The following is a 22,699-nucleotide window of genomic DNA, read 5'->3' on the forward strand; positions in this document are numbered from 1 at the left end:
GGCCCGATCGCCACAGAATCGCGTTCAAGCAGATGTGTCCGGAGACGCATCGCAGCCGCCGGGACGGCACCAAATCGACTTAATTCAAATCGAGCTTCGCAGGGCCGGACTCTTACGGAGCTGATTCCTATGCCCGACATCCAGATCGACCGCGTCCAAGTGGCTCCCTCGATTCTGCCGGCCGACGTTCCCGAGCTCAGCGATGACGAATGCCTCGCCTGCCTTGCGCGTGCGGTTGAGACCCCCGATTCGGCGCGCCTGGATGAGGTCGCCGCCCTAATCGGCCGCCTCGCGGTGACGATCGAATAGTTCGTCCTGTTCCCTGATGCGGTGAGCTGCAGCCGCCTTGGCCGGCCGAGGCCAACGGCCATGTTGCGTTTTCGCCGAGCCTGTTCCAAAGATGCCGCCAACTTCCGTCCGCGGCATCGTCCGCATTTCAGGGTCCGCAAATGTCCGGTTTCTCGACCGCGCGCCTCAAAATGGTCGATGGCCAGGTGCGCACCAATGACGTCACTGATCGTCGTATTCTCGATGCCATGCTCACCGTCCCGCGCGAGGCCTTCGTGCCGGCCAGCCGGCAGGCTTTGGCCTATCTCGACCTCGACCTCGATGTGAGCGAGGGCGCTGCCAAGCGGTTCCTGATCAAGCCGCAGCTGACCGGCAAGCTGCTCCAGGCCGCCGAGATCGGCGAGGACGACAGCGTCCTGGTCGTCGGCTGCGCCACGGGCTATCTCGCCGCGCTGGCGGCCAAGCTTGCGCGTCAGGTTACCGCGACGGAGTGCGATTCGGCCCTGGCCCCGAAGGCCAAGGAGGCCTTTGCCGCCCTCGGCCTCGCCAACGTCACCTGCAAGGCCGCTCCCTGCACCGAGGGCGATCCGTCTGCCGCCCCCTATGATGTGATCATCCTCAATGGGGCCGCCGAGGTGACGCCGGAAGGGCTGTTTGGGCAGCTCAAGGAGGGCGGGCGGCTGGTGGGCGTGTCGGCCGAATCGCGGCCGCCCCGGGCCATGATCGTGACCCGTACCCACGGCGAATTCGGCCATCGGGCGCTCTTCGACGCCACAGCTCCGGTCCTTCCCGGGCTGGAACGGGCTGCCGCCTTCGTCTTCTGACGGCCCAAAGCCCGTTAAAATCCCGTTCCGAATCAGAAGTGTGGCCGGGATGCTGCACGTGAAGAGTTTCCACCGAGAACTACCTTGAGGTAGTTCCGTCGCGCCAATCCGCGTCCTATGTTGCGGCGGGGCAACGACTCCACTCGGTAGACGGTAACCCGGCTCACGGGCATGAGCCGGGCGTTAAAATGAAACGGAAATTTTGGATGCATGGGGTGAAGCTCTTCACCGGAGCTGCGGTTTCGGTCCTGCTGCTGGCGCTGGCCGGGCCGACGCCTGCCTTGGCGGACACGATCGAGGCCGCCTTGGTGCGCGCCTATCAGAACAATCCGCAGCTCAACGCACAGCGCGCCCAGGTGCGCTCGACCGACGAGAACGTGCCGCAGGCTTTGTCCGGCTATCGCCCCAGGGTCTCGCTGACCGCCAGCGGTGGCTATCAATATACGGATTTGCAGAGTGGCGTGGGGAGTAGCTCAATCAGCGGAACCACGTTGCCTCGCAGCGCTGCAATTACCGCTTCGCAGACGCTCTACAATGGCAACCAGACCGCCAACAGAACGCGGGCTGCGGAGAGTCAGGTGTCCGGTGCCCGCGAAGCGCTGCGCAGCCTCGATCAAAGCGTCCTTCTCCAGGGTGCCACGACCTACATGGATTATCTGCGCGATGCCGCCACGCTGGAAGTCCAGCGCAGCAACGTGCGCGTGCTCGAGCAGACGCTGAAGCAGACCCGCGATCGCTTCAACGTCGGCGAAGTGACGCGCACCGACGTTGCGCAATCGGAAGCGCAACTGGCTGCCGGCAAGACGCAGGCGCTCACCGCGGAGGCGAATCTCACCACGACGCGGGCGAACTTCCGCCGCATCATCGGCAACGAGCCGACGAACCTCGCACCGGGCTCGCCGGTCGACCGGTTCCTGCCGTCAACGCTCGCTTCGGCCGTCGAGCTCGGCCTGGTCGAGCATCCCAACGTCACGGCCGCAATGTATGGCATCGACGTCAATTTCTTGCAGGTCAAAGTCGCCGAAGGTGCGTTGCTGCCGACGGTTACGATCCAGGCGTCGGCCACGCAGTCCAACGAACAGTCCTTGATTCAGTTGCGCTCGTTCAACGCATCCGCGATCGCGCAGGTCTCGGTGCCGATTTATCAGGGCGGTAGTGAATACTCGCTGATCCGCCAATCCAAGGAAAACCTGGCGCAGCAGCGTCTCAACCTCGAAACCACGCGCGACCAGACTCGTGCGACCGTCGTGCAGTGGTGGGGTTCGTTGCAGGCCGGCAAGGCGCAGGTGCAGTCCGCGCAGGCGCAGGTGACGGCGTCCGAGATCGCACTCAACGGTGTGCGCGAGGAAGCCAAGGCCGGTCAGCGCACCACGCTCGACGTGCTCAACGCGCAGCAGGCGCTGGTCAATGCGCGCGTCGCGCTGGTGACCGCGCAGCACGACCGCGTCGTGGCATCGTATAACGTCCTTGCCGCCGTCGGCCGTCTGTCGCCCCAGGTGCTCGGACTCGCGACCACGGTCTACGATGCCAGCGTTCACTACCATCAGGTCCGCGACAGCTGGGGCGGCGTGCGTACGCCTGACGGGCGCTGATTCCCGTAATCATCCGGTCGGCCTCGCGAACAATTGCGGCCGACCGGTGCTTTGCTTGCAATCATCAAAATCCCTGACATAGCCTTGCCAAGAAGATGCGGGTCGATTCGCTCCGCATTCGATGTCGTTTGCGTAAAGCTTGAGTGCCGAGGGCAGGGGCGCACCGCTGCACGTTGAGCCGTGATCTGGGGACAAGTCGGGCTGCCGCGGCGAAAATGTCGGGGCGTTCGTTGCGGAACCGGCCAATCCTGTCGTGCTTGGTGTAAAACAACGCATACGAGGGCGTTGATGATGTGGAGTCGGAGATGACGCAGCCTGCAAAGGTCACAGAACCCTCCATGGAGGAGATTCTGGCCTCGATCCGGCGCATCATTGCCGACGACGAGGCCAAGCCGCCGCCGGCCGAAGCTGCGAAGCCCGAGAAGGCTGCGGCGCCCGCCGCGCCGCCGAAACCGATGAACGACGTTCCGCCATCCAAGGTCGCACCGCCCAAACCTGCCGCCGAGAAGCCCGCGCCACCTCCGGCTGCGAAGCCGGCTCCGGCACCGCCGCCACCCGCGCCCGCCGCGGATGCCGGACCGAACAACCAGGACGATATCGACGCGCTGCTGGCAGGGCTCGACGCGGCCACGCCTGCGCCCGAGGTCCGTGCTCCGGAGCCGGAGCCCGAGCCTGAACCCGACGTGCTCGAATTGACCGACGAGATGGCGATGGACCCGGCGCCGACACCGCCTCCGCCGCCACCAAGCTTCCGCAAGGTCGAGCCGCGCGACGATCTCGAATTCGCCGAATCGCCGCCACCGCGTCCGGCGCCGTCCTATGCGCCGGTGGACTTCGATGCGCCGCCGCTACCGCCGCAGCAGCCGATCCTGGCGCAATCGACGGTCTCCGCGGTCGAATCCGCCTTCAACTCCCTGGCCCATACGGTCCTCAGCAGCAATGCGCGGACGCTGGAGGATCTCGTCAAGGAGATGCTGCGTCCGATGCTGAAGTCCTGGCTCGACGACAATTTGCCTGGCCTCGTCGAACGCATCGTGAAGGCCGAAATCGAGCGAGTCTCGCGCGGCGGCCGCTGAGAGCGGCCGGAGGGCCCTCATAAAGCCCGGCTTGTGTGTCATATTCGGCCCTAGATCGGGCCGGAAAGCGCTGTTGCCGCCTCGCTTTCCGCTGACTTTTCGTTGACTTGGCCCCCGCGCGCGGCTTTCTAGCAGCCCCATGATCGAGAAAAATTACCAGCCCGCCGATATCGAAACCCGCATGTCCGTCGTGTGGGAGGACAGCCTTGCCTTCAAGGCCGGCCGTCCCGACCGCCGCGACACAGTGCCCTTCACAATCGTGATCCCGCCGCCGAACGTGACGGGCTCGCTGCATATGGGCCACGCCCTCAACAACACGCTCCAGGATATTCTGTGCCGGTTCGAGCGCATGCGCGGCCGCGACGTGCTGTGGCAGCCCGGCACCGACCATGCCGGCATCGCCACCCAGATGGTGGTCGAACGGCAGCTGATGGAGCGCCAGCAGCCCGGCCGCCGTGAGATGGGACGCGAGAAGTTTCTGGAGCGGGTCTGGCAGTGGAAGGCCGAGAGCGGCGACACCATCATCAACCAGCTCAAGCGCCTCGGCGCTTCGTGCGACTGGTCGCGCGAGCGCTTCACCATGGACGAGGGTCTGTCGAAGGCCGTGATCAAGGTGTTCGTCGAGCTGCACCGCGACGGCCTGATCTACAAGGACAAGCGGCTGGTGAACTGGGACACCAAGCTCTTGACCGCGATCTCCGATCTCGAAGTGCAGCAGACCGAGGTCAAGGGCAGCCTCTGGTATCTGCGCTATCCGATCGAGGGCAAGACGTTCAGCCCCAAGGATCCCTCGAGCTTCATCGTCGTCGCCACCACGCGCCCGGAGACGATGCTCGGCGATACCGGCGTTGCCGTGCATCCGGAGGACGAGCGCTATCAGAAGCTGATCGGCAAGAACGTCGTCCTGCCGCTGGTTGGCCGCAAGATCAAAATCGTCGCCGACGAGTATTCCGATCCCGAGAAGGGCTCGGGCGCGGTCAAGGTGACGCCGGCGCACGACTTCAACGATTTCGAGGTCGGCAATCGCCACGGCCTCGCCCGGATCAGCGTCATCGACAGGGAAGGCTGCCTCGACCTCGTCGACAACGAGGATTATCTGCGCGACCTGCCGGAAGGCGCCGTGCAATTCGCCGAGGAGTTTCACAAGGTCGACCGCTTCGCGGCGCGCAAGCGCATCGTCGAGCGGCTGGAATCGTTCGGCTTCGTCGAGCGGATCGAGCCGCACACCCACATGGTGCCGCATGGCGACCGCTCCAACAGCGTGATCGAGCCGTACCTGACCGACCAGTGGTATGTCGACGCCAAGACGCTGGCGAAGCCGGCGATCGCGGCGGTGCGCTCGGGCGAGACGTCGTTCGTGCCGAAGAACTGGGAAAAGACCTATTTCGAGTGGATGGAGAACATCCAGCCCTGGTGCATCTCGCGGCAGCTGTGGTGGGGCCATCAGATCCCGGCCTGGTATGGGCCCGACGGCAAGGTGTTCGTCGCCGAGACCGAGGAGGAGGCGATCAGCCACGCGCTCGGCTATTACGTCGAGCAGGAGGTCATCACGGTCGAGCAGGGCCGCGAGATGGCGCTCGACCGCAACAAGCGCGAAGGCTTCATCACGCGTGACGAGGACGTGCTCGACACCTGGTTCTCCTCGGCGCTGTGGCCGTTCTCGACGCTCGGCTGGCCCGACGACACGCCGGAGGTGCAGCGCTATTACCCGACCAATGCGCTGGTCACCGGCTTCGACATCATCTTCTTCTGGGTTGCCCGCATGATGATGATGGGCATGCACTTCATGAAGGAGATCCCGTTCTCGACGATCTACATCCACGCCCTCGTCCGCGACGAGAAGGGCGCCAAGATGTCGAAGTCGAAGGGCAACGTCATCGATCCGCTCAACCTGATCGACGAATATGGCGCGGACGCGCTGCGCTTCACGCTGGCGGCGATGGCCGCCCAGGGCCGCGACATCAAGCTCGCCACCAGCCGCGTCGAAGGCTACCGCAATTTCGCGACCAAGCTCTGGAACGCCTGCCGCTTCGCGGAGATGAACCAGTGTGCCGTGCCCGACGGTTTCGAGCCGGCGAAGGCGAAGGAGACGCTGAGCCGCTGGATCGCGCATGAGACCGCGCACACCACGCGCGAGGTGACCGAGGCGATCGAGGCCTATCGCTTCAACGACGCCGCCGGCGCGATCTATCGCTTCGTCTGGAACGTCTATTGCGACTGGTATGTCGAGCTCGCCAAGCCCGTGCTGCTTGGCCCCGACAGCCCCGCCAAGGACGAAACCCGCGCCATGGTGGCCTGGGCGCGCGACGAGATCCTGAAGCTGCTGCATCCCTTCATGCCCTTCATCACCGAAGAGCTGTGGGAGGTGACGGCCAAGCGCGAAGGCCTGCTCGCGCTGGCGTTGTGGCCGCTGAAGCCGTCGGAGCCCTCGCCGGAGCAGCTCGCGATGCTCGCCGCTGCCGCCGGGCCGACCGATCCGTTGATCTCGCCGGCTCTGGTCATGCCGATCTTCGACCATGCCGACTTCACCGATCCCAAGGCGGAAGCCGAGATCGGCTGGGTCATTGACCTCGTGACGCAGATCCGCTCCGTGCGCGCCGAGATGAACATCCCGCCGGCGACGCTGACGGCACTGGTGCTCGCGGGCGCCTCGACTGAAACGAAGGAGCGTGCGCCGCGCTGGACCGAAATCATCAAGCGCATGGCGCGGCTGTCCGACATCTCCTTCGCCGACCGTGCACCTGACGGTGCCGTTCAGCTGCTCGTGCGCGGCGAAGTGGCCGCGCTGCCGCTCAAGGGCGTCATCGATGTCGCCGCGGAGCGGACGCGCCTCGACAAGGAAATCGGCAAGGCCGACGCCGACATCAAGCGCGCCGAATCCAAGCTGGCGAACGAGAAGTTCGTCGCCAACGCGGCCGAGGAGGTCGTCGAGGAGGAGCGCGAAAAGCGCGAGGCGGCGCTGGCCCGCAAGGCCAAGCTGCTGGAGGCGCTGGAGCGGCTGAAGCAGGCGTCGTGAGCTTCTCGTCATTCCGGGATGGTCCGAAGGACCAGACCCGGAATCTCGAGATTCTCCGGTGCGCAATTGCGCACCGTAGTTCGGCTCTTCGAGCCGCCCCGGAATGACCATCAGCGAGGAAACGGCTTGCTCAAAAACTTCGAGCCCCTGACGCCGTAGCGCCAGGGCAGCTCGACGGCCTTGGTGATGCCGATCCGGATTCCCGTTGCGACCTCCAGGTCCTCCGTCCGCGCATGCAGCGCGATCGGAGGCCGGTCCAGCGGCAGCGTGTTGTGCGCAATGCTGATGCCGAGCGCTTCGGTCAGCTTGCCCGGGCCAGAGCACAGCGCGTGCAGATCCTGGAGATGGCGGCGGCGGCGCATCGCGGCGATACCATGCGTCGGCTCCAGCGCGCGGATCAGGACGGCACTGGCCGAGCCTTCCTCCTCGCAGACGAAGTTCACGCACCAGTGGATGCCGTAGGAGCGATAGACATAGGCATAGCCGGGCGGGCCGAACATCACCTGGTTCCGCGGCGTCGGGCCATTGTAGGAGTGCGCCGCCGGCTCGGTATGATGATAGGCCTCAACCTCGACGATGATCCCGCCGACGCCATCGACCAGCATGGTCGCCCCGATCAGGTCGTGGGCGACCTCGTGCACTTCGCGCGCGAAAAAGGCACGCTTCAAGGCCTTGCCAAGCCGGGGTGTGGAAGGTTTCGAGACTGGAGCCATTCGAGGTGAGAATCGCCTGAGAACAGAGCAGGATATTGCCCATATCTGCCATGTTCCCTGAAGTGGTGCGAGCCGGGTTGCGATGCCGGGCCAGACCGACTAGGTAGGACCTGAACAGACCGGATACCCCATGGTCGTTATTGTCGATACCATCTCGAACCCGCTGCGCCCGCGCCACCCTGAAAAGGTGAATCGTCCTGATTCCGCTTCGCCGCCGAAGCCGGACTGGATCCGCGTGCGCGCGCCCAATACCCGCGGCTATGCCGACACCCGCAACATCGTGCGCGCCAACGGCCTGCACACGGTGTGCGAGGAGGCGGGCTGCCCGAATATCGGCGAGTGCTGGGACAAGAAGCACGCGACCTTCATGATCATGGGTGACACCTGCACCCGCGCCTGCGCCTTCTGCAACGTCAAGACCGGCCTGCCCAACGCGCTGGATGCGGCCGAGCCGCAGAATGTTGCCGAGGCCGTGGCCAAGCTCGGCCTCGCCCACGTCGTCATCACCTCGGTCGACCGCGACGATCTTGCCGATGGCGGCGCCGAGCATTTTGCCCAGACTATCCGCGCCATCCGCGCGGCGTGCCCATCGACCACGATCGAGATCCTGACGCCTGATTTCCTGCGCAAGGAAGGCGCGCTCGAGGTCGTCGTCGCGGCGCGGCCCGACGTCTTCAACCACAATCTCGAGACCGTGCCGTCGCGTTACCTGACGGTGCGGCCCGGCGCGCGCTACTTCCACTCGATCCGGCTGTTGCAGCGGGTCAAGGAGCTCGATCCCAGCATCTTCACCAAGTCCGGCATCATGGTCGGCCTCGGCGAGGAGCGCCACGAGGTGCAGCAGGTGATGGACGATCTGCGCTCGGCCGACGTCGATTTCCTCACCATCGGGCAATACCTTCAGCCGACCCGCAAGCATCACGCGGTGATGCGCTACGTGCCGCCGGACGAGTTCTCGTCCTATGAAAAGATCGCCTACACCAAGGGATTCCTGATGGTGTCGGCAAGCCCGCTCACCCGCTCGTCGCATCATGCGGGCGAAGATTTCGCGAGACTGAAGGCTGCGCGGGCAGCTCACGCCCGCTGACGTACCATGCATCGAGTTTCGAGCAAGCACCGCGTCAACCACAGCGCATCCGAGATGTTCGATCTGGTCGCCGATGTCGAGCGCTACCCGGAATTCGTGCCGCTGTGCAGCGCGCTGAAGGTCCGCCAGCGCATGGCGAAGCCCGACGGCACGGAGGTGCTGATCGCGGACATGACGGTGTCGTTCAAGCTGGTCAAGGAATCCTTCACCAGCCGGGTGACGCTCGACCGCGCCAATCTGAAAATCCTGGTCGAATATCTGCAAGGTCCGTTCAGGAATCTGGAAAATCGTTGGACGTTCGAGCCCAAGGGTGAGGGGGTCTGCGACGTCGGTTTCTTCCTCGCCTACGAATTCAAGAGCCGCATGCTGGCGATGCTGATGGGCTCGATGTTCGACGCCGCTTTCGCGCGGTTCTCGACCGCCTTCGAGAAGCGGGCCGATGCGATCTACGGACGGCCGAAGCTGGCGCCGACGTAATCTTTTGCAACTCTCGTGTCCCGGACGCGCTGCAACGCGCAAGCGTTGCTGCGCAGAGCCGGGACCCAGAGTGCCGCAAGGATGGGCCCCGGCTCTGCAGCGCACCGCTGAAGAAGCGCTGCGCTGCGTCCGGGGCACGAGCTCCTCACTTTAGTCCACCGCCTTCACGACATCCGGCGGCTGCGAGGCGTAATACGCCGCGGCCTGCTCGATCTCCTGCGGCGTCATCGCGCGGGCGATGTTGCGCATCTGCTGGCTGATGTCGTTGCGGCGGTCGCCTGAGGCGAAGGCGTGGAGCTGCGCTTTCATATAGGTCTCCGACTGGCCTTCAAGCCATGGGCTGCCGGTCTTGTTGTCGAGGCTGCCGTGACAGGAGCCGCAGGGCGCGATGCCGCGCATCGGCGCGCCGTAGATGACGATGTTCGGTTTTGGCAGCTGCGGCGTTGGGTGATAGGCGGGCAGCCGCGGCAGGTAGGCGTAGTAAAGCGAGAGATCGGCGATCTCCTGATCCGTCAGATTGACGGCAAACGGCGACATCACAGCATTGGTGCGTGCACCCGAGCGGAAATCGTGCAGCTCCTTGTAGATCACGGCGGCGTACTGGCCGGCGAGGTTCGGCGAGTCCGCGCGGCTGATTCCGGTCGGGCCGTGGCAGATGGCGCATCGCTGCGCCAGCGTCGCGCCGCGGCCGATCGCCTCCTGGCTCGGGCGTGACAATGTCGACGAGGTGAGCACGACCTCCGACTGGCGCTTGCTCTGCTCGGGTGCTGTCACGCTGGCCGCGCGCTGGGGCACGCCGGCGGCGCTGCAGATCGCGTCCCAGACATTGGCGAACTGGACCCAGGGCTGGGCGAAGGGCAGCACGATGAAGCCTGCAATCGCCGTCACGATCAGAATCGCAGCGGTAATGCCGACGCTTCGTGTGAAATGCGGATTGCTGAAGGTGAAGAGGTCGCGCGCGCTCATCACTGCGCTCCCACATAGACGGCCGGCACCGACGTGCCCTCGGTCATCGCCAGCGTCAGGATCGGGTAGCCGTAATTGGTGAGGGTCAGCGCGATCATCAGCGCCACCCACAGCGCGTGCGTGTTGAGCGCGACCGGCACGGTTGCCGGCTGATGCACGGCCAGCGCAAAGCGGTAGGGACCGGCGTCAGCCTGAGGCGCACGCATGCCGCGCGCCAGGATGACGATGAACATGATGCCCGACGCCAGCAGGATGAAGCCGCCGATCGCGGAGAAGGTGACCGAGAGCGCCTGCGGCGCGATCGCGGGATCGCCGAAGTCGAAATAGGCCATGCGGCGTGGCATGCCGAGGATACCGACCCAATGCCACGGGAACGTGGTGACGATCATGCCGACGAACCACAGCCAGAGCTGGGTGCGGATCAGCCGGAGGTCGATCAGCTCGCGTCCGGTCAGATGCGGCCAGAGGTCATAGGCGATCGCGAAATACATGATCACGATGGCGCCGCCGAAGATCAGGTGGAAATGGCCCGTGATCCACTGCGTGTTGTGGATCGACGCATCGAGCTGATAGCTCATGTTGATGAGGCCGCCGGCGCCGCCGAAGCCGAGCATGACGAACGAGAACGCCAGCGCCAGCATCATCGGGTTGTCCCAGGGCAGGGCCCTGATCCAGCCGAACATTCCCCGGCCGCCGCGCAGGCGCGCTGCGATCTCGACCGAGGCGCAGATCGTGAACACGGTCAGCAGCGTCGGCAGCGCGACCAGTGCGGTGAAGGCCGAATGGATGAACTTGAAGCCGGCGCCGACCATCGGATCGGCGAAGGTGTGGTGCATGCCGATCGGCATCGCCACCACCAGGAACAGGATGAAGGAGATCCGCGCCATGCTGTCGGAATAGACGCGGCCGCCGATCGCGCGGGGCACGATGGTGTAATAGGCGATGTAGGTCGGCATCAGCCAGAAATAGACGATGGCGTGCAGCGTCCAGGAGAAGAAGACGCGCGCCAGGCCGGCATCGATGGTGGCCTTCAGTCCCGCCGCCACCGGAATGATCTGGAGCAGCAGCTCGAGCGCTGCGCCAACGGCGGTCCACGCCCACAGATAGGAGCCCGCGACATTGGCGTACATGGCGAGCGGCACGGGCGCGCCGGGATGGGCCTTGCGCCAGATGCTCAGGTTGACCGACATCAGCGCGACCCAGATCCAGGAGCCGACCACGACCAGCACGATGCCGAGATAGTAGAAGACGTTGCCGATCAGCGGCGGATAGAAGGTGTAGAGCACCGAGGCGCGCCCCAACGCGACCGGAAACATCGCCATGACGCTGCCGATGACGATGAGCCAGAACCCGGTCCAGGCCCAGCGCACGCCGACCAGGCGCTGCTCCAGCGCGGACTCGCTGATGGCATAGCCAAAGCCCATCGCGACCAGCGTCGGGAAGACGTAGCCCATCACCGTGCCGTGCGCGGTCAGCGAGCGGTAATAGAGCTCGGGATTGGACAGCCATATGCCGATCGGACTGCGGATGAACATCTGCCAGGCGCCGAGCGTCAGCGCGACGCCGAACACCGCAAAGGCGAGCCAGAAATGGGCGAGGATGAGCTTCCTATTGACCAACACAGCTCAGCCTCCCGCCGCCCTTCGCACGATTGGCGAATTCGGTCCTGTCGATCACCTTGACCTTGCCCCACATGCCCTCATGGCCGAAGGAGCAGAACTCCTGGCAGGGCATCAGATAGTCGCCGGTCCTCGCAAAGCGCATGAGCTGCTCGGAGATGTAGCCCGGCACCAGCATGGTGTTGATATTGGTGCCCTGGATCAGGATGCCGTGCACGACGTCGGCGCTGGTGGCACGCAGCGTGATCGGCGTGTCCACGGGCACCACGATGCAGGCCGGCGTGAAGGAATATTGCTGACCGATCGCGCGCACGGTGACATTGCCATTGGCCTCCAGCACGCTGCCGAGATTGCTCTCGACGAACTCGCCGGACAGATGAATCCGCGAGGGATCGGTGGTCTCGACGCGCGGCTGCGGCATGGTCGCGCGGTGGATGCCGGCGAACGCCGCCAGCAGCGCCATTGCAACAATGATGATCACGGCGACGGTCGCCCAGCGCCGCTCGACGCGGGCCGCGACCTCGGCACTGGTGCTGCCGTTTCCATGGGTTTCCTCAGTGCTCATTGCAGCGGCCCGCGCGGCAGGAAGACGAACAGGTAGAAGGCAAGCCACATCGCGACCACGCAGGCGGTGGCGATGCCGGCGAGCAGAAGCGCCCCCGAGGGACCTTGCGCCACGACCTCCTCGACGGCCTGATCGGCGGCGGCTGGGCTGGTCGGCGGATCGGAATTGATCATGATGGATCTCTGGCGTCTCTCAGTTCAGCGGTGCGGAGCGCAGCTCGTTGGCCTCGCGCGCCGAGACCGGCGTACCGCGATTGCCCCAGGCTGTGCGGATGTAGGAGACGACAGCGGCGACCTCGTTGTCCGAGAGCAGGCCCGCGAAGGGCGGCATGCCGTAGGGCATCGGGTTGCCCTTGGTGCCGGGTGGATAGCCGCCATTGAGCACCATGCGGATCGGGTTGACCGCCGACTCCATCTCGATCGACTGGTTGTTGGCGAGCGGCGGCCAGTGCGGCGGCTTGCCTTCGCCCTGCGTGCCGTGGCAGCTCGCGCAGTTCTTGTCGTAGACGGTCTTGCCGAGGCTGATCAGCAGGCTGCTCTCGGTGGTCGGCAGCGCCGAGCTTGGCGGCGGTGGAGGCGAGGGCTCCGCGATGCTCTTGAGGTACACCGCCATCGCGCGCGTATCCTCGTCGCTGAGATATTGCAGGCTGTTGTGCACGACCTCGGCCATCGGGCCGTAGACCACGCCACGCGCCGAAACGCCGGTCTGGAGCAGGTCGGTGATGTCCTTGATGCTCCAGTCGCCGAGCCCCGCCTCGCGGTTGGAGGTCAGGGACGGCGCGTACCAGTTCTGCATCGGGATCAGGCCGCCCTTGAAGGCGTCCGATTGCGAGGTGCCGCCGAGCGCGTTGATCGGCGAATGGCACATGCTGCAATGGCCGAGGCCCTCGACCAGATAGGCGCCGCGATTCCATTCGGCAGACTTGGTCGGGTCGGGCTTGAACTCGCCCTCGCGGAAGAACAGCGTGCGCCAGCCGAGGATGAGCTGGCGGTTGTCATAGGGGAAGCGCAGGTCGTGCGGCCGGTTCTTCTGATTCACCGGCGGGATCGAGCGCAAATAGGCGAAGATCGCGTCGCTGTCGGCGCGCGTCACCTTGGTGTAGGACGCGAACGGCATCGCCGGATAGATCAGCCCGCCATCCGGGAAACGGCCGCTGTGCATGGTCTTGTAGAAATCGTCGGCGCTCCACTTGCCGATTCCGGTCTCCGGGTCGGGCGTGATGTTGGAGGTGTAGAGCGTGCCGAACGGGGTCGGCATGGCGCGGCCACCGGCGAACAGGCGTCCTTCAGGCGCGGTGTGGCAGGCGGTGCAATCGCCTGCGCGCGCCAGATATTCGCCACGCGCGATGATGTCGCTGCTCTTCTCTTGGGATTTGTCCTGCGCATGCGCCGCCGTGGTGAGCGCGGCGAGAGCGAGGAACGTGATCGACAGTCTCGAGCCCATCATCCGCCTCGTCAGTTGGGCTGGCTGCCGCAGCCGAACGGCAGCGCGTAGGTGCCTTTCGGCACGGGAGCCGGGTTGGTGGGAGCAGGACGCGTCGCGAGCCAGGCTGCAACGGCCGTGACATCAGCCTCGGTCAGATGGCCGGCGACGAGCTGCATGCAGTCGGGCGATTTCGCCGTGCGGGTGCCGTAACGCCAGGCGCCGAGTTGGGCGCTGACGTAAGCTGCGCGGAGACCAAGCAGGCCGGGGATGCCGGGCTGCATGCCCGTGAGGCCCGGGCCGTGACAGCTCACGCACGCCGGTATATTACGACCGGCATCGCCGCTGGTCGCGAGCAACTCGCCCTGCGCCAAAACCTCCTTGCTGACCTCGCTCGGCGCCGGCTGCGGCAGCGGCGGGTGCTCACCGGCGAAATATTCCGCCATCGCCTCCAGATACGGATCGGGCAGAAATTCCAGCAGATAGTTCATCGGCGGGTATTTGCGCCGGCCGCTGCGGAAGGCGAGGAGCTGATTGTAGAGATAGCCGGCCGGCTTGCCGGCGAGCCGCGGAAAATAGACGTCGCTGGTGCCTTCGCCCTTGTTGCCGTGGCAGGGCGTGCACGCCTCCACCCGCGCCGCCATCGTATCGGGCGGCTGGTTGGCCGTTTGTGCGGCCGCACCATCAAACGCGGCCAAAGTGACAATGACGGCGGCCGAGGCCGCGGCGCGAGCGAACACTTTCGTCGCCCTCCACAAGACTGGTCCGGTTGATTCCGGATCACAACGTAGAGCGGCATTATTGCGCCAATATTTTCCTGCGCAAGTTCGGACAGCGGCGACGACGTTTGGTCGCGCCTGCACATTTATGATCCCGATCGTTTTCGACAAAAATTGCGTGCTATTTGAAAGCAAACATGACGCTACGATCTCGCGACGTGTTTCGTCCGAGCCTTGCTTCGTCGTATCGCGCTCTCTCCTCAGAGGGCGCAGAGAAGGCCGGGTGCCGGCTGGCACCCACGGTCCACTGTGCGAAGGTTGCGCTACAAGAGGCTGCACAGCGGCATACAGGTGAAGCCCAACACACGGCCTTCCCTGCGCAGTGGTTTGACGGCTTATGCCGAGCTCTCCCCGGGGAGCGATGCACTATTGCCCCCGTCGCCTTGCAGATGGCTGACGCACGCGCCCGGTCGGGCCGCCGCATCACCGCAAGACTTGGCGCACAGACCCCGGGCGCCAGGACGACACGGTTTTGCCGTACGCTAGAATCACACCGGTCGTGTGCGCGATGGCCTTTGCTCACGGTTGCCCGCCCTGCAATGCCGGTCGCGCCGATGTGACTAGCGTCCACCGCCGCTCACCCCGCGTGCCGTGACGATCGCGATACGCCCCTCTGACCGGGATGAGGTGGCGCAGGACTACGCTAAAGCCGAATTTCGGTAAAGTGGAATATTTTCGCACGCGGCCATTGACCGGCCGGCGGGGTGTTTTGGCCGACGGGCAGCACAAGGGGTGGTAGGGATCGGCGGACACCGCGAGCCCGGCGCACAATCGAGGATTCAGACGTCGCGCGATCGAAGGTGACAAGTGCAGTTTGTGCCAAAACGCAGCGCAGTGACGGAACACCCCTTGCCACGAGCGGTACACCTGCAAGGGCTGTTTTTCCTGGGACGTTCTACTAAAATCTGAGTCGGGCGCGGGGGCTTGTGACGTGGGACTGGGAACATGGCGCGCTGGAAGCAATCATGGAGCGAGGACGACCTCAACCGGCTCAGGAAGCTCGCAGGCACCAAGCCGATCACGACGATCGCGAAGGAGCTCGGACGGACCACAGGAACGGTGCTCGCGAAGGCGATCGAGCAAAAGCTTCCCGTCATCTATCGGATCGAGCGAACGGCGCAATGACAGGCCGCCGGGGCTGAACGCGGTATTTCAGCCGGCCATTGCCCGGGTTTCACGTCGCTCTCACCTATGCAATCCAGCGGCAGGCGCTTGACGATTGGCAAGCCCCGACAGGGATCATTTCCCGCGACAGCGAGTTCTCAACCGATCGTCCCGGTTGGAGCCGCCATGACCGTCAATTTCGACACGCTGAAAGCGTCGCTCGTCCTGTATGGGCTGAACGCGATCTACGCGATCCTGCTGCTCGCCATCGGCTGGTATCTGTCCGGCGCCATGCAGCGTTTCGCAACGCGCGTCCTGAGCGTCACGCACCGCGTCGACCCGCTGGTGACGTTGTTCGTCGGCAGCCTTGCGCGCTATGGCGTGCTCGCGGTGGTCGGCATCGCCGTGCTGCAGCTGTTCGGCATCCAGACCGCGAGCCTCGTCGCCGTGCTAGGCGCGACGTCACTCGCGATCGGCCTCGCGCTTCAAGGCACGCTCTCCAATCTCGCTGCCGGCGTGATGCTGCTGCTGTTCCGGCCGTTTCACATCGGCGACGACGTCGAGGTCGCCGGCAAGGCGGGCAAGGTGAGATCGCTGTCGCTGTTCATGACCGAACTGGTCGCGCCCGACAACACGCAGATCCTGTTGCCGAACGGACAGGTGTGGGGCGCAGCGATCGTCAATCACAGCGCCTATCCCGGCACGGGCGAGGTCAAGGTGGCGTTTCCGGTTCCGGCCGGCGCCGCCAATACGCTGGCCGATCGCATCCTGAAGGAGCTGCGTAGCGACTCCCGCATCGACGATCAGGCGCAGCCTGCCGTCTCCGTCACCAAGGTGCTCGATGTCGCCAATCCCGCGGCACCCATCCTAGAATTGACGGTCAGCGCGAAGGCAAAGCCATCGCAAGCCGATGCGGTCAAGCAGTGCGTGCTGGACCACGCGAGCGCCTTGCTGGCGGCGGCGTGAGGCTGTCCATCACGCTCACCCGGCTACGGGCACTCATCCCCTTGGCGAGCGCGGCGGCCGGCGCTTCACCGCATGCCGGCGCGGCGAGCGGGTGACGCGCGGGCGCAGGCGGCTTGCGGCGGTGCGCTGCGGCTTGGCCGCGACTTGCGGGCCGCGGGCGAGGTCCATCAGCATGCGCAGCGCCTCGACCACCGAGCGGGCGCGCACGGCGCTGCGGCCGATCGCGCCAAAGCGGTGCTCGCGGTGGATGATGCGGCCATCGCGCGCGGCGGCGGCAAAGTGCACGAGACCGACCGGCTTGCCCGGCGTGGCGCCGCCGGGTCCGGCGATGCCGGTGATGGCGACGGCGAGATCGACATCGGCGCGCTCCAGGGCGCCGATCGCCATCGCGGTCGCGGTCTCCTTGCTGACGGCGCCGAAATTCGTCAGCGTGCTTGCTTCGACGCCAAGCATCGCGCGCTTGGCCTCGTTGGAATAGGTGACGAAGCCGCGGTCAATCACGTCAGACGAGCCGGGGATGTCGGTCAGCGCGCCGGCAACCAGGCCGCCGGTGCAGGACTCCGCCGTCGCGATCGTCAGCTTGCGCATCCGGCACAAATCCAGCAGCGAGCGGGAGAGGGCGCGTGCGTCGCTGCCGCCCATGGCCTTACACGCTCCAGGGCAGGCGGATGGTGGCACTCGCGGTGGCCGCGATGCCTTCCTCGCGGCCGGTGAAGCCGAGCCGCTCGCTGGTGGTCGCCTTCACCGCGACGCGGGAGATGTCGACGCCGGAGATCTCGGCGATGCGCGCGCGCATGGTGTCGCGCAAGGGACCGATCTTCGGCCGCTCGCAGATCAGCGTCACCTCGAGATTGGCGACGCGGCCGCCGCGCTGCGTCACGCGCTCGATGGCGTATTTCAGGAACTGGTCGGAAGAGGCGCCCTTCCACTTGGCGTCGCTCGGCGGGAAGTGCGAGCCGATGTCGCCGTCGGCAAGCGCGCCGAGGATCGCATCGACCAGCGCATGCAGGCCGACATCACCGTCGGAATGCGCCAGAAAACCCTTGCTGTGCGGCACACGCACGCCGCAGATCATGACATGGTCGCCTTCGCCGAAGGCGTGCACGTCGTAGCCGGTGCCGGTCCTGATGTCGCCGAGCAGACTGGCCAGGCGCGCTTCCTCGCGCACGAAATCTTCGGGAGTGGTGAGCTTCATATTGGCAACATCGCCTTCAAAGGTTGCAACCGTCAATCCCGCCCATTCGGCAATCGCGGCATCGTCGGTGAAATCAGAGCGCCCGTCCTCCGCGGCGCGACGATGCGCCTCGAGGATGACATCGAAACGAAAGGATTGCGGCGTCTGCGCGATCCGCAGGCGCGACCGGTCCGGCGTGTCCTCGACATTGCCGCCCTCGCCGGTGACCTTGATGGTGTCGGTGACGGCAACGGTGGGAATCGCAGCGCCTGTGCGGCTCGCCGCCTTGATCGCGCGCGAGATCACGCCTTCAGAGACGAAGGGCCGCGCGGCGTCATGGATCAGGACGATATCCGGCTTGTGCTTGGCCAGCGCCTCGAGACCGGCAAGCACCGATGCCTGCCGGGTGGCGCCGCCATTGGTCGGCGGCTCGTGCTTCAGTCCCGCGACCGCTGCCGTGAACATGGCGCTGTCGTCGGGGTTCACCACTGGCTGCACTGCGAATACATCGGGATGGCGGCTGAAGGCTTCCATGGCGCGATGGATCACAGGCACGCCGCCGATCTCGCGATATTGCTTCGGCCCGCCGACGCCGGCGCGCAGGCCGCGGCCGGCCGCCACGAGGACGACAGCGGTGCGTTGTGATTTCGCCATAGGACTCAAATACTCAGTTGCTAATGAAAGAGCAGGGGTGATTTGCCGGCATGCCTCTAGCACGGCAGGCCCGCAAAAAAAGGGGTTTCCCCGGATTGTGGGAAACAGCATTTTGCTGCACTGCACTTGAAAGATCTGCAGAACTGTCTAAACTGTAGGCATGACGCTTGACTGCACAAGAATTGTGCGCAAGATAGGTCATGGCCAGCGCGATGAGGCGCTGCTGAGTTGACGAGACCCCTGTGACAGGCCCGGCAGTATCCGGCTCTAAGCCGTTGAAAATAGGCGATATTGAAGCCGCCACCCCGGTTTTCCTGGCGCCGATGTCGGGGGTGACTGACTCGCCCGTTCGACGCCTGGTGGCCGAGCTCGGGGCCGGTCTGGTCGTGTCCGAGATGACCGCGAGCGATGAGCTTGCCAACGGCCATCGGATGTCGCGGTTGCGTTGCGAAGCGACCGGGATCGGCCCGCACGTGGTCCAGCTTGCCGGCTGCGAAGCGCACTGGATGGCGGAAGGCGCCCGGATCGCGGAAGCCGAGGGCGCCGACATCATCGACATCAACATGGGCTGTCCGGCCCGCCACGTCACCGGGGGCCAGTCCGGCTCGGCCTTGATGCGCGATCTCGACCACGCTGTCAGCCTGATCGATGCGACGATTGCGGCGGTGAAGGTGCCGGTGACCCTGAAGATGCGGCTCGGCTGGGACGACCGCAGCCGCAATGCACCGGAACTGGCGCGGCGCGCCGAATCCGCGGGCGTCAAGCTCGTTACCGTTCACGGCCGTACCCGCTGCCAGTTCTACAAGGGCGAGGCCGATTGGGATGCGATCCGCGCCGTGCGCGAAGCGATCTCTATCCCGCTCATCGTCAATGGCGACATCACCTCATATGAGAAAGCGCTCGCGGCGCTCGAGGCCTCCGGCGCCGATGCCGTGATGATTGGCCGCGGCGCGCAGGGCCAGCCCTGGCTGCCGGGGCAGATCGGTCGCCGCCTGAAGGGCGGGGCGGTGGAAGCCGCGCCGTCGCTCGAGAGGCAGCTCCATTATGTCCGCACGCTCTATGAAGGCGTCTGCGCGCTCTATGGCCTGCGCGTCGGTCTCAGACATGCGCGCAAGCATCTGGGCTGGGCGCTCGACGTCGCGGCCGATGTGAGCCGCGCGCCGGCGGAGAAGCTGAAATCCTGGCGCCAGAAGATCCTCACCTCCGAGGATCCGCGCCTCGTTCACAGTTCACTGCAAGATGCCTTCGACGACTTCGCATGGAGCGCTGCTGCATGAGCTCAGCCGCTGAACAGCGTCGGCCGCTTCCGTCCGACAGCGACGCGATCCTGGATGCGCTTCCCAATCCCGTGCTGATGATCGGGCCGGACGGCAAGATCGTCGCCGCCAACATCGCAACCGAAGCCTTTTTCGAGATCTCGACGCAGTTCCTGAAGCGGCAGTCGCTGAAAGAGCTGGTGCCGTTCGGCAGCCCCTTGCTGGCGCTGATCGACCAGGTGCGCTCCTCGAACTCGCCGGTCAATGAATACAAGGTCGATCTGGGCACGCCGCGCATGGGCGGCGACCGCCAGGTCGACCTGCATGTCGCGCCGCTCACCGAGCGGCCCGGCCACATCGTGGTGATGCTCCAGGAGCGCACCATCGCCGACAAGATGGATCGGCAGCTCACCCATCGCAGCGCGGCGCGCTCGGTGATAGCGCTAGCAGCGATGCTGGCGCACGAGATCAAGAATCCGCTTTCGGGCATCCGCGGCGCCGCGCAGCTCCTGGAGCAGCAGGCCTCGTCCGAGGACCGCATGCTGACGCGGCTGATCTGCGATGAGGCCGACCGCATCGTGACGCTGGTCGACCGCATGGAGGTGTTCGGCGATGAACGCCCCGTGGTGCGCGGCCCCGTCAACATCCATTCCGTGCTGGACCACGTGAAGCGGCTGGCGCAGTCGGGCTTTGCCCGCAACATCCGCTTCATCGAGGATTACGATCCCTCGCTGCCGCCGGTGCTGGCGAACCAGGATCAACTGATCCAGGTGTTCCTCAACCTCGTGAAGAATGCCGCCGAGGCGCTGATCGACGTGCCCGACGCCGAGATCCAGCTCACCACCGCGTTCCGCCCCGGCGTGCGCCTGTCAGTCCCCGGTCAAAAATCCCGGGTATCCCTGCCGCTCGAATTCTGCGTGAGGGACAATGGACCAGGCGTGCCTGATGACCTTCTGCCCAACCTGTTCGATCCCTTCGTGACCACCAAGCAGACCGGTTCGGGCCTGGGTCTTGCACTGGTCGCCAAGATCGTCGGCGATCACGGGGGCATCATCGAATGCGAATCTCAGCCGCGCAAGACCACCTTCCGCGTGCTGATGCCGATGTATTCCACATCGGTGAAACATGCCGATCAAAGCAGTCGCGACGGCTCTGCCGGGAAGTCGTCGTCTGCGTCACAGGGGGCAAAATGAGGATTAACGATGCCCGCAGGTAGCATTCTCGTTGCTGATGACGACACCGCCATCCGCACGGTTCTCAATCAGGCACTTTCCCGCGCCGGCTATGAAGTCAGGCTCACCGGCAACGCCGCAACGCTGTGGCGCTGGGTCAGCCAGGGGGAGGGCGATCTCGTCATCACCGATGTGGTGATGCCGGACGAAAACGCCTTCGACCTGTTGCCGCGGATCAAGAAGATGCGGCCGAATCTGCCGGTCATCGTCATGAGCGCGCAAAACACCTTCATGACGGCGATCCGCGCCTCCGAGCGCGGCGCGTATGAATATCTGCCAAAGCCCTTCGACCTGAAGGAGCTGATCGCCATCGTCGGCCGCGCCCTGGCCGAGCCGAAGGAGCGGGTCTCGACGCCGGACGAGGACGCCGAGATGGAGGCGATCCCGCTGGTCGGCCGCTCGCCGGCGATGCAGGAAATCTACCGCGTGCTGGCGCGGCTGATGCAGACCGATCTCACCGTGATGATCACGGGCGAGTCCGGCACCGGCAAGGAACTCGTGGCGCGCGCGCTGCACGATTACGGCAAGCGCCGCAACGGCCCGTTCGTCGCCGTCAACATGGCGGCGATCCCGCGCGACCTGATCGAGTCGGAGCTGTTCGGCCACGAGCGCGGCGCCTTCACCGGCGCCAACACCCGCGCCTCCGGCCGGTTCGAGCAGGCCGAGGGCGGCACGCTGTTCCTGGACGAGATCGGCGACATGCCGATGGAGGCGCAGACCCGGTTGCTGCGCGTCTTGCAGCAGGGCGAATACACCACCGTTGGCGGCCGCACCCCGATCAAGACCGACGTGCGCATCGTTGCGGCCTCCAACAAGGATCTGCGCGTCCTGATCCAGCAGGGCCTGTTCCGCGAAGATTTGTTCTTCCGCCTCAACGTCGTGCCGCTGCGCCTGCCGCCGCTGCGCGAGCGCATCGAGGACCTGCCGGATCTGGTACGGCACTTCTTCTCGCTGGCTGAAAAAGATGGTCTGCCACCGAAGAAGCTCGACACGCTGGCGCTGGAGCGGCTGAAGCAGCACCGCTGGCCCGGCAACGTGCGCGAGCTCGAGAACCTCGCGCGTCGTCTCGCCGCGCTGTATCCGCAGGACGTGATCACGGCTTCGGTCATCGATGGCGAGCTGGCACCGCCCTCGGTCAGCCCGGGCGCGGCGGTCCAGCAGGGTGTCGACAATCTCGGCGGCGCGGTGGAGGCCTATCTGTCCTCGCACTTCCAGGGCTTTCCGAACGGCATGCCGCCCCCGGGCCTCTATCACCGCATCCTCAAGGAGATCGAGGTGCCGCTGCTCACGGCCGCGCTCGCCGCCACCCGCGGCAACCAGATCCGCGCCGCGGACCTGCTCGGCCTCAACCGCAACACGCTGCGGAAGAAAATCCGGGATCTCGATATCCAGGTCTATCGGAGCGGGGGCTAGTTTTCGCGACAAACGCTAGACGCGTTTGCGCGGAGGTGGCTCAGCTCCCCCTACCACAGCGGAGCTGAGCCTGTCCGGATCGCGCTGGCCGTTGTGGCTGACGCGGTGAGCAGAAGTCCCGATGGGGCCGAAATGTTCCGTGGGAACCATTCAAATTCGTCATTCGGCCGCGAGAAGCGGCGTCGCACTATCTGACCAGGCGTGCAGGCACCGGCAGCGCGTTGGCCAGTTGCGTCGGCGACTGCAGGCCGACGCCGTTGACCAGGAGGTCGGCGGCCACGATCAGCAGCAGCACGGCCGAAACCATCGTCGCAAGAAAGAATCTGTCCATTCCGGTCAATCCGGAGGCATGGGAGTCCGTTCCCGCCGGCGACTGCCGATCAGCTTTCCCCCTGCGGATTGTGCCATTCGGCGGGCAGTCTATTAAGTTCCCAGCCGTTGCAACGGCTTAGTAGGTTCCATCTCCCAGCTTCAAT

At 65.3% G+C, this 22,699-nt stretch carries 22 protein-coding genes; 12 read left to right on the plus strand and 10 right to left on the minus strand.

Annotated features, from left to right (window positions below; genetic code table 11):
• Positions 1-129 precede the first annotated feature (129 nt).
• The 5 genes from ACVJ19_RS29785 to ACVJ19_RS29805 all read left to right on the plus strand — a co-directional run bounded on the left by ACVJ19_RS29785 (position 130) and on the right by ACVJ19_RS29805 (position 6,796).
• The gene (locus ACVJ19_RS29785; protein ID WP_453952739.1) at positions 130-309 is read left to right on the plus strand and encodes a hypothetical protein; all 180 of its coding nucleotides are present in this window, start codon (positions 130-132) and stop codon (positions 307-309) included.
• Between the two features lie 140 nt (positions 310-449).
• Positions 450-1,112, plus strand: coding sequence for a protein-L-isoaspartate O-methyltransferase family protein (locus ACVJ19_RS29790; protein WP_453952740.1), 663 nt, complete (start codon positions 450-452; stop codon positions 1,110-1,112).
• A 206-nt stretch (positions 1,113-1,318) separates the two neighbouring features.
• On the plus strand, positions 1,319-2,704 hold the full coding sequence (locus ACVJ19_RS29795; protein ID WP_453952741.1) for a TolC family outer membrane protein: 1,386 nt from the start codon (positions 1,319-1,321) through the stop codon (positions 2,702-2,704).
• A 305-nt stretch (positions 2,705-3,009) separates the two neighbouring features.
• Complete coding sequence (locus ACVJ19_RS29800; RefSeq protein ID WP_453952742.1) at positions 3,010-3,780, plus strand: PopZ family protein; 771 nt, start codon at positions 3,010-3,012, stop codon at positions 3,778-3,780.
• A 139-nt stretch (positions 3,781-3,919) separates the two neighbouring features.
• The gene (locus ACVJ19_RS29805; RefSeq protein ID WP_453952743.1) at positions 3,920-6,796 is read left to right on the plus strand and encodes a valine--tRNA ligase; all 2,877 of its coding nucleotides are present in this window, start codon (positions 3,920-3,922) and stop codon (positions 6,794-6,796) included.
• Between the two features lie 110 nt (positions 6,797-6,906).
• Here ACVJ19_RS29805 and ACVJ19_RS29810 read toward each other — a convergent pair whose 3' ends face one another.
• The gene (locus ACVJ19_RS29810) at positions 6,907-7,509 is read right to left on the minus strand and encodes a DNA-3-methyladenine glycosylase (protein ID WP_453952744.1); all 603 of its coding nucleotides are present in this window, start codon (positions 7,507-7,509) and stop codon (positions 6,907-6,909) included.
• A 130-nt stretch (positions 7,510-7,639) separates the two neighbouring features.
• Between ACVJ19_RS29810 and lipA the strand changes: the two genes are divergently transcribed.
• Positions 7,640-8,596, plus strand: a complete 957-nt coding sequence (lipA, locus tag ACVJ19_RS29815) for a lipoyl synthase (protein WP_453952745.1) — start codon at positions 7,640-7,642, stop codon at positions 8,594-8,596.
• Positions 8,597-8,602: 6 nt separating this feature from the next.
• Positions 8,603-9,073, plus strand: a complete 471-nt coding sequence (locus tag ACVJ19_RS29820; RefSeq protein ID WP_453952746.1) for a type II toxin-antitoxin system RatA family toxin — start codon at positions 8,603-8,605, stop codon at positions 9,071-9,073.
• A 150-nt stretch (positions 9,074-9,223) separates the two neighbouring features.
• Here the strand turns inward: ACVJ19_RS29820 and ACVJ19_RS29825 are convergent, their stop codons facing one another.
• Genes ACVJ19_RS29825 through ACVJ19_RS29850 form a run of 6 tightly spaced genes read right to left on the minus strand, consistent with a single transcriptional unit; the run spans position 9,224 to position 14,385 of the window.
• Positions 9,224-10,039 (minus strand): c-type cytochrome, encoded by an 816-nt coding sequence (locus ACVJ19_RS29825; RefSeq protein ID WP_453952747.1) that lies wholly within the window; start codon positions 10,037-10,039, stop codon positions 9,224-9,226.
• Positions 10,039-11,661, minus strand: coding sequence for a b(o/a)3-type cytochrome-c oxidase subunit 1 (locus ACVJ19_RS29830; protein WP_453952748.1), 1,623 nt, complete (start codon positions 11,659-11,661; stop codon positions 10,039-10,041). The genes ACVJ19_RS29825 and ACVJ19_RS29830 overlap by 1 nt, the downstream gene beginning before the upstream one ends.
• A complete protein-coding gene (locus ACVJ19_RS29835; protein WP_453952749.1) occupies positions 11,648-12,223 on the minus strand; it encodes a cytochrome C oxidase subunit II in 576 nt (191 codons plus the stop codon). Before ACVJ19_RS29835 ends, ACVJ19_RS29830 begins: the two co-directional genes overlap by 14 nt.
• Positions 12,220-12,396, minus strand: a complete 177-nt coding sequence (locus ACVJ19_RS29840; protein ID WP_198964245.1) for a hypothetical protein — start codon at positions 12,394-12,396, stop codon at positions 12,220-12,222. Before ACVJ19_RS29840 ends, ACVJ19_RS29835 begins: the two co-directional genes overlap by 4 nt.
• 19 nt (positions 12,397-12,415) lie before the next feature.
• Positions 12,416-13,666, minus strand: a complete 1,251-nt coding sequence (locus ACVJ19_RS29845) for a cytochrome c (protein ID WP_453955236.1) — start codon at positions 13,664-13,666, stop codon at positions 12,416-12,418.
• Between the two features lie 11 nt (positions 13,667-13,677).
• Complete coding sequence (locus ACVJ19_RS29850) at positions 13,678-14,385, minus strand: c-type cytochrome (protein ID WP_453952750.1); 708 nt, start codon at positions 14,383-14,385, stop codon at positions 13,678-13,680.
• Positions 14,386-15,369: 984 nt separating this feature from the next.
• Between ACVJ19_RS29850 and ACVJ19_RS29855 the strand changes: the two genes are divergently transcribed.
• Both ACVJ19_RS29855 and ACVJ19_RS29860 read left to right on the plus strand, forming a co-directional pair.
• Positions 15,370-15,549 (plus strand): hypothetical protein, encoded by a 180-nt coding sequence (locus tag ACVJ19_RS29855; protein WP_183239241.1) that lies wholly within the window; start codon positions 15,370-15,372, stop codon positions 15,547-15,549.
• A 165-nt stretch (positions 15,550-15,714) separates the two neighbouring features.
• Positions 15,715-16,494, plus strand: a complete 780-nt coding sequence (locus ACVJ19_RS29860) for a mechanosensitive ion channel family protein (RefSeq protein WP_453952751.1) — start codon at positions 15,715-15,717, stop codon at positions 16,492-16,494.
• A 33-nt stretch (positions 16,495-16,527) separates the two neighbouring features.
• Here ACVJ19_RS29860 and ACVJ19_RS29865 read toward each other — a convergent pair whose 3' ends face one another.
• Both ACVJ19_RS29865 and ACVJ19_RS29870 read right to left on the minus strand, forming a co-directional pair.
• On the minus strand, positions 16,528-17,136 hold the full coding sequence (locus ACVJ19_RS29865; RefSeq protein ID WP_453952752.1) for a CinA family protein: 609 nt from the start codon (positions 17,134-17,136) through the stop codon (positions 16,528-16,530).
• A gap of 4 nt (positions 17,137-17,140) precedes the next feature.
• Entirely contained in the window at positions 17,141-18,322 is a 1,182-nt protein-coding gene (locus ACVJ19_RS29870; RefSeq protein WP_453952753.1) for a bifunctional 2-C-methyl-D-erythritol 4-phosphate cytidylyltransferase/2-C-methyl-D-erythritol 2,4-cyclodiphosphate synthase, read from the minus strand.
• A 275-nt stretch (positions 18,323-18,597) separates the two neighbouring features.
• Here ACVJ19_RS29870 and dusB point away from each other — a divergent pair, with 275 nt between their 5' ends.
• From dusB to ntrC, 3 genes are read left to right on the plus strand one after another with little or no spacing between them, the layout of a single operon-like run.
• On the plus strand, positions 18,598-19,599 hold the full coding sequence (gene dusB, locus ACVJ19_RS29875) for a tRNA dihydrouridine synthase DusB (RefSeq protein ID WP_453955237.1): 1,002 nt from the start codon (positions 18,598-18,600) through the stop codon (positions 19,597-19,599).
• Positions 19,596-20,771 (plus strand): two-component system sensor histidine kinase NtrB, encoded by a 1,176-nt coding sequence (locus tag ACVJ19_RS29880; protein WP_453952754.1) that lies wholly within the window; start codon positions 19,596-19,598, stop codon positions 20,769-20,771. Before dusB ends, ACVJ19_RS29880 begins: the two co-directional genes overlap by 4 nt.
• A 9-nt stretch (positions 20,772-20,780) precedes the next feature.
• Positions 20,781-22,223 (plus strand): nitrogen regulation protein NR(I), encoded by a 1,443-nt coding sequence (gene ntrC, locus ACVJ19_RS29885; protein ID WP_018641898.1) that lies wholly within the window; start codon positions 20,781-20,783, stop codon positions 22,221-22,223.
• 187 nt (positions 22,224-22,410) lie between these two features.
• On the opposite strand, the gene ACVJ19_RS29890 is transcribed toward ntrC, so the two are convergent.
• Positions 22,411-22,554 (minus strand): hypothetical protein, encoded by a 144-nt coding sequence (locus tag ACVJ19_RS29890; protein WP_453952755.1) that lies wholly within the window; start codon positions 22,552-22,554, stop codon positions 22,411-22,413.
• Positions 22,555-22,699 lie beyond the last annotated feature (145 nt).

Source organism: Bradyrhizobium sp. USDA 376, from assembly GCF_054063675.1.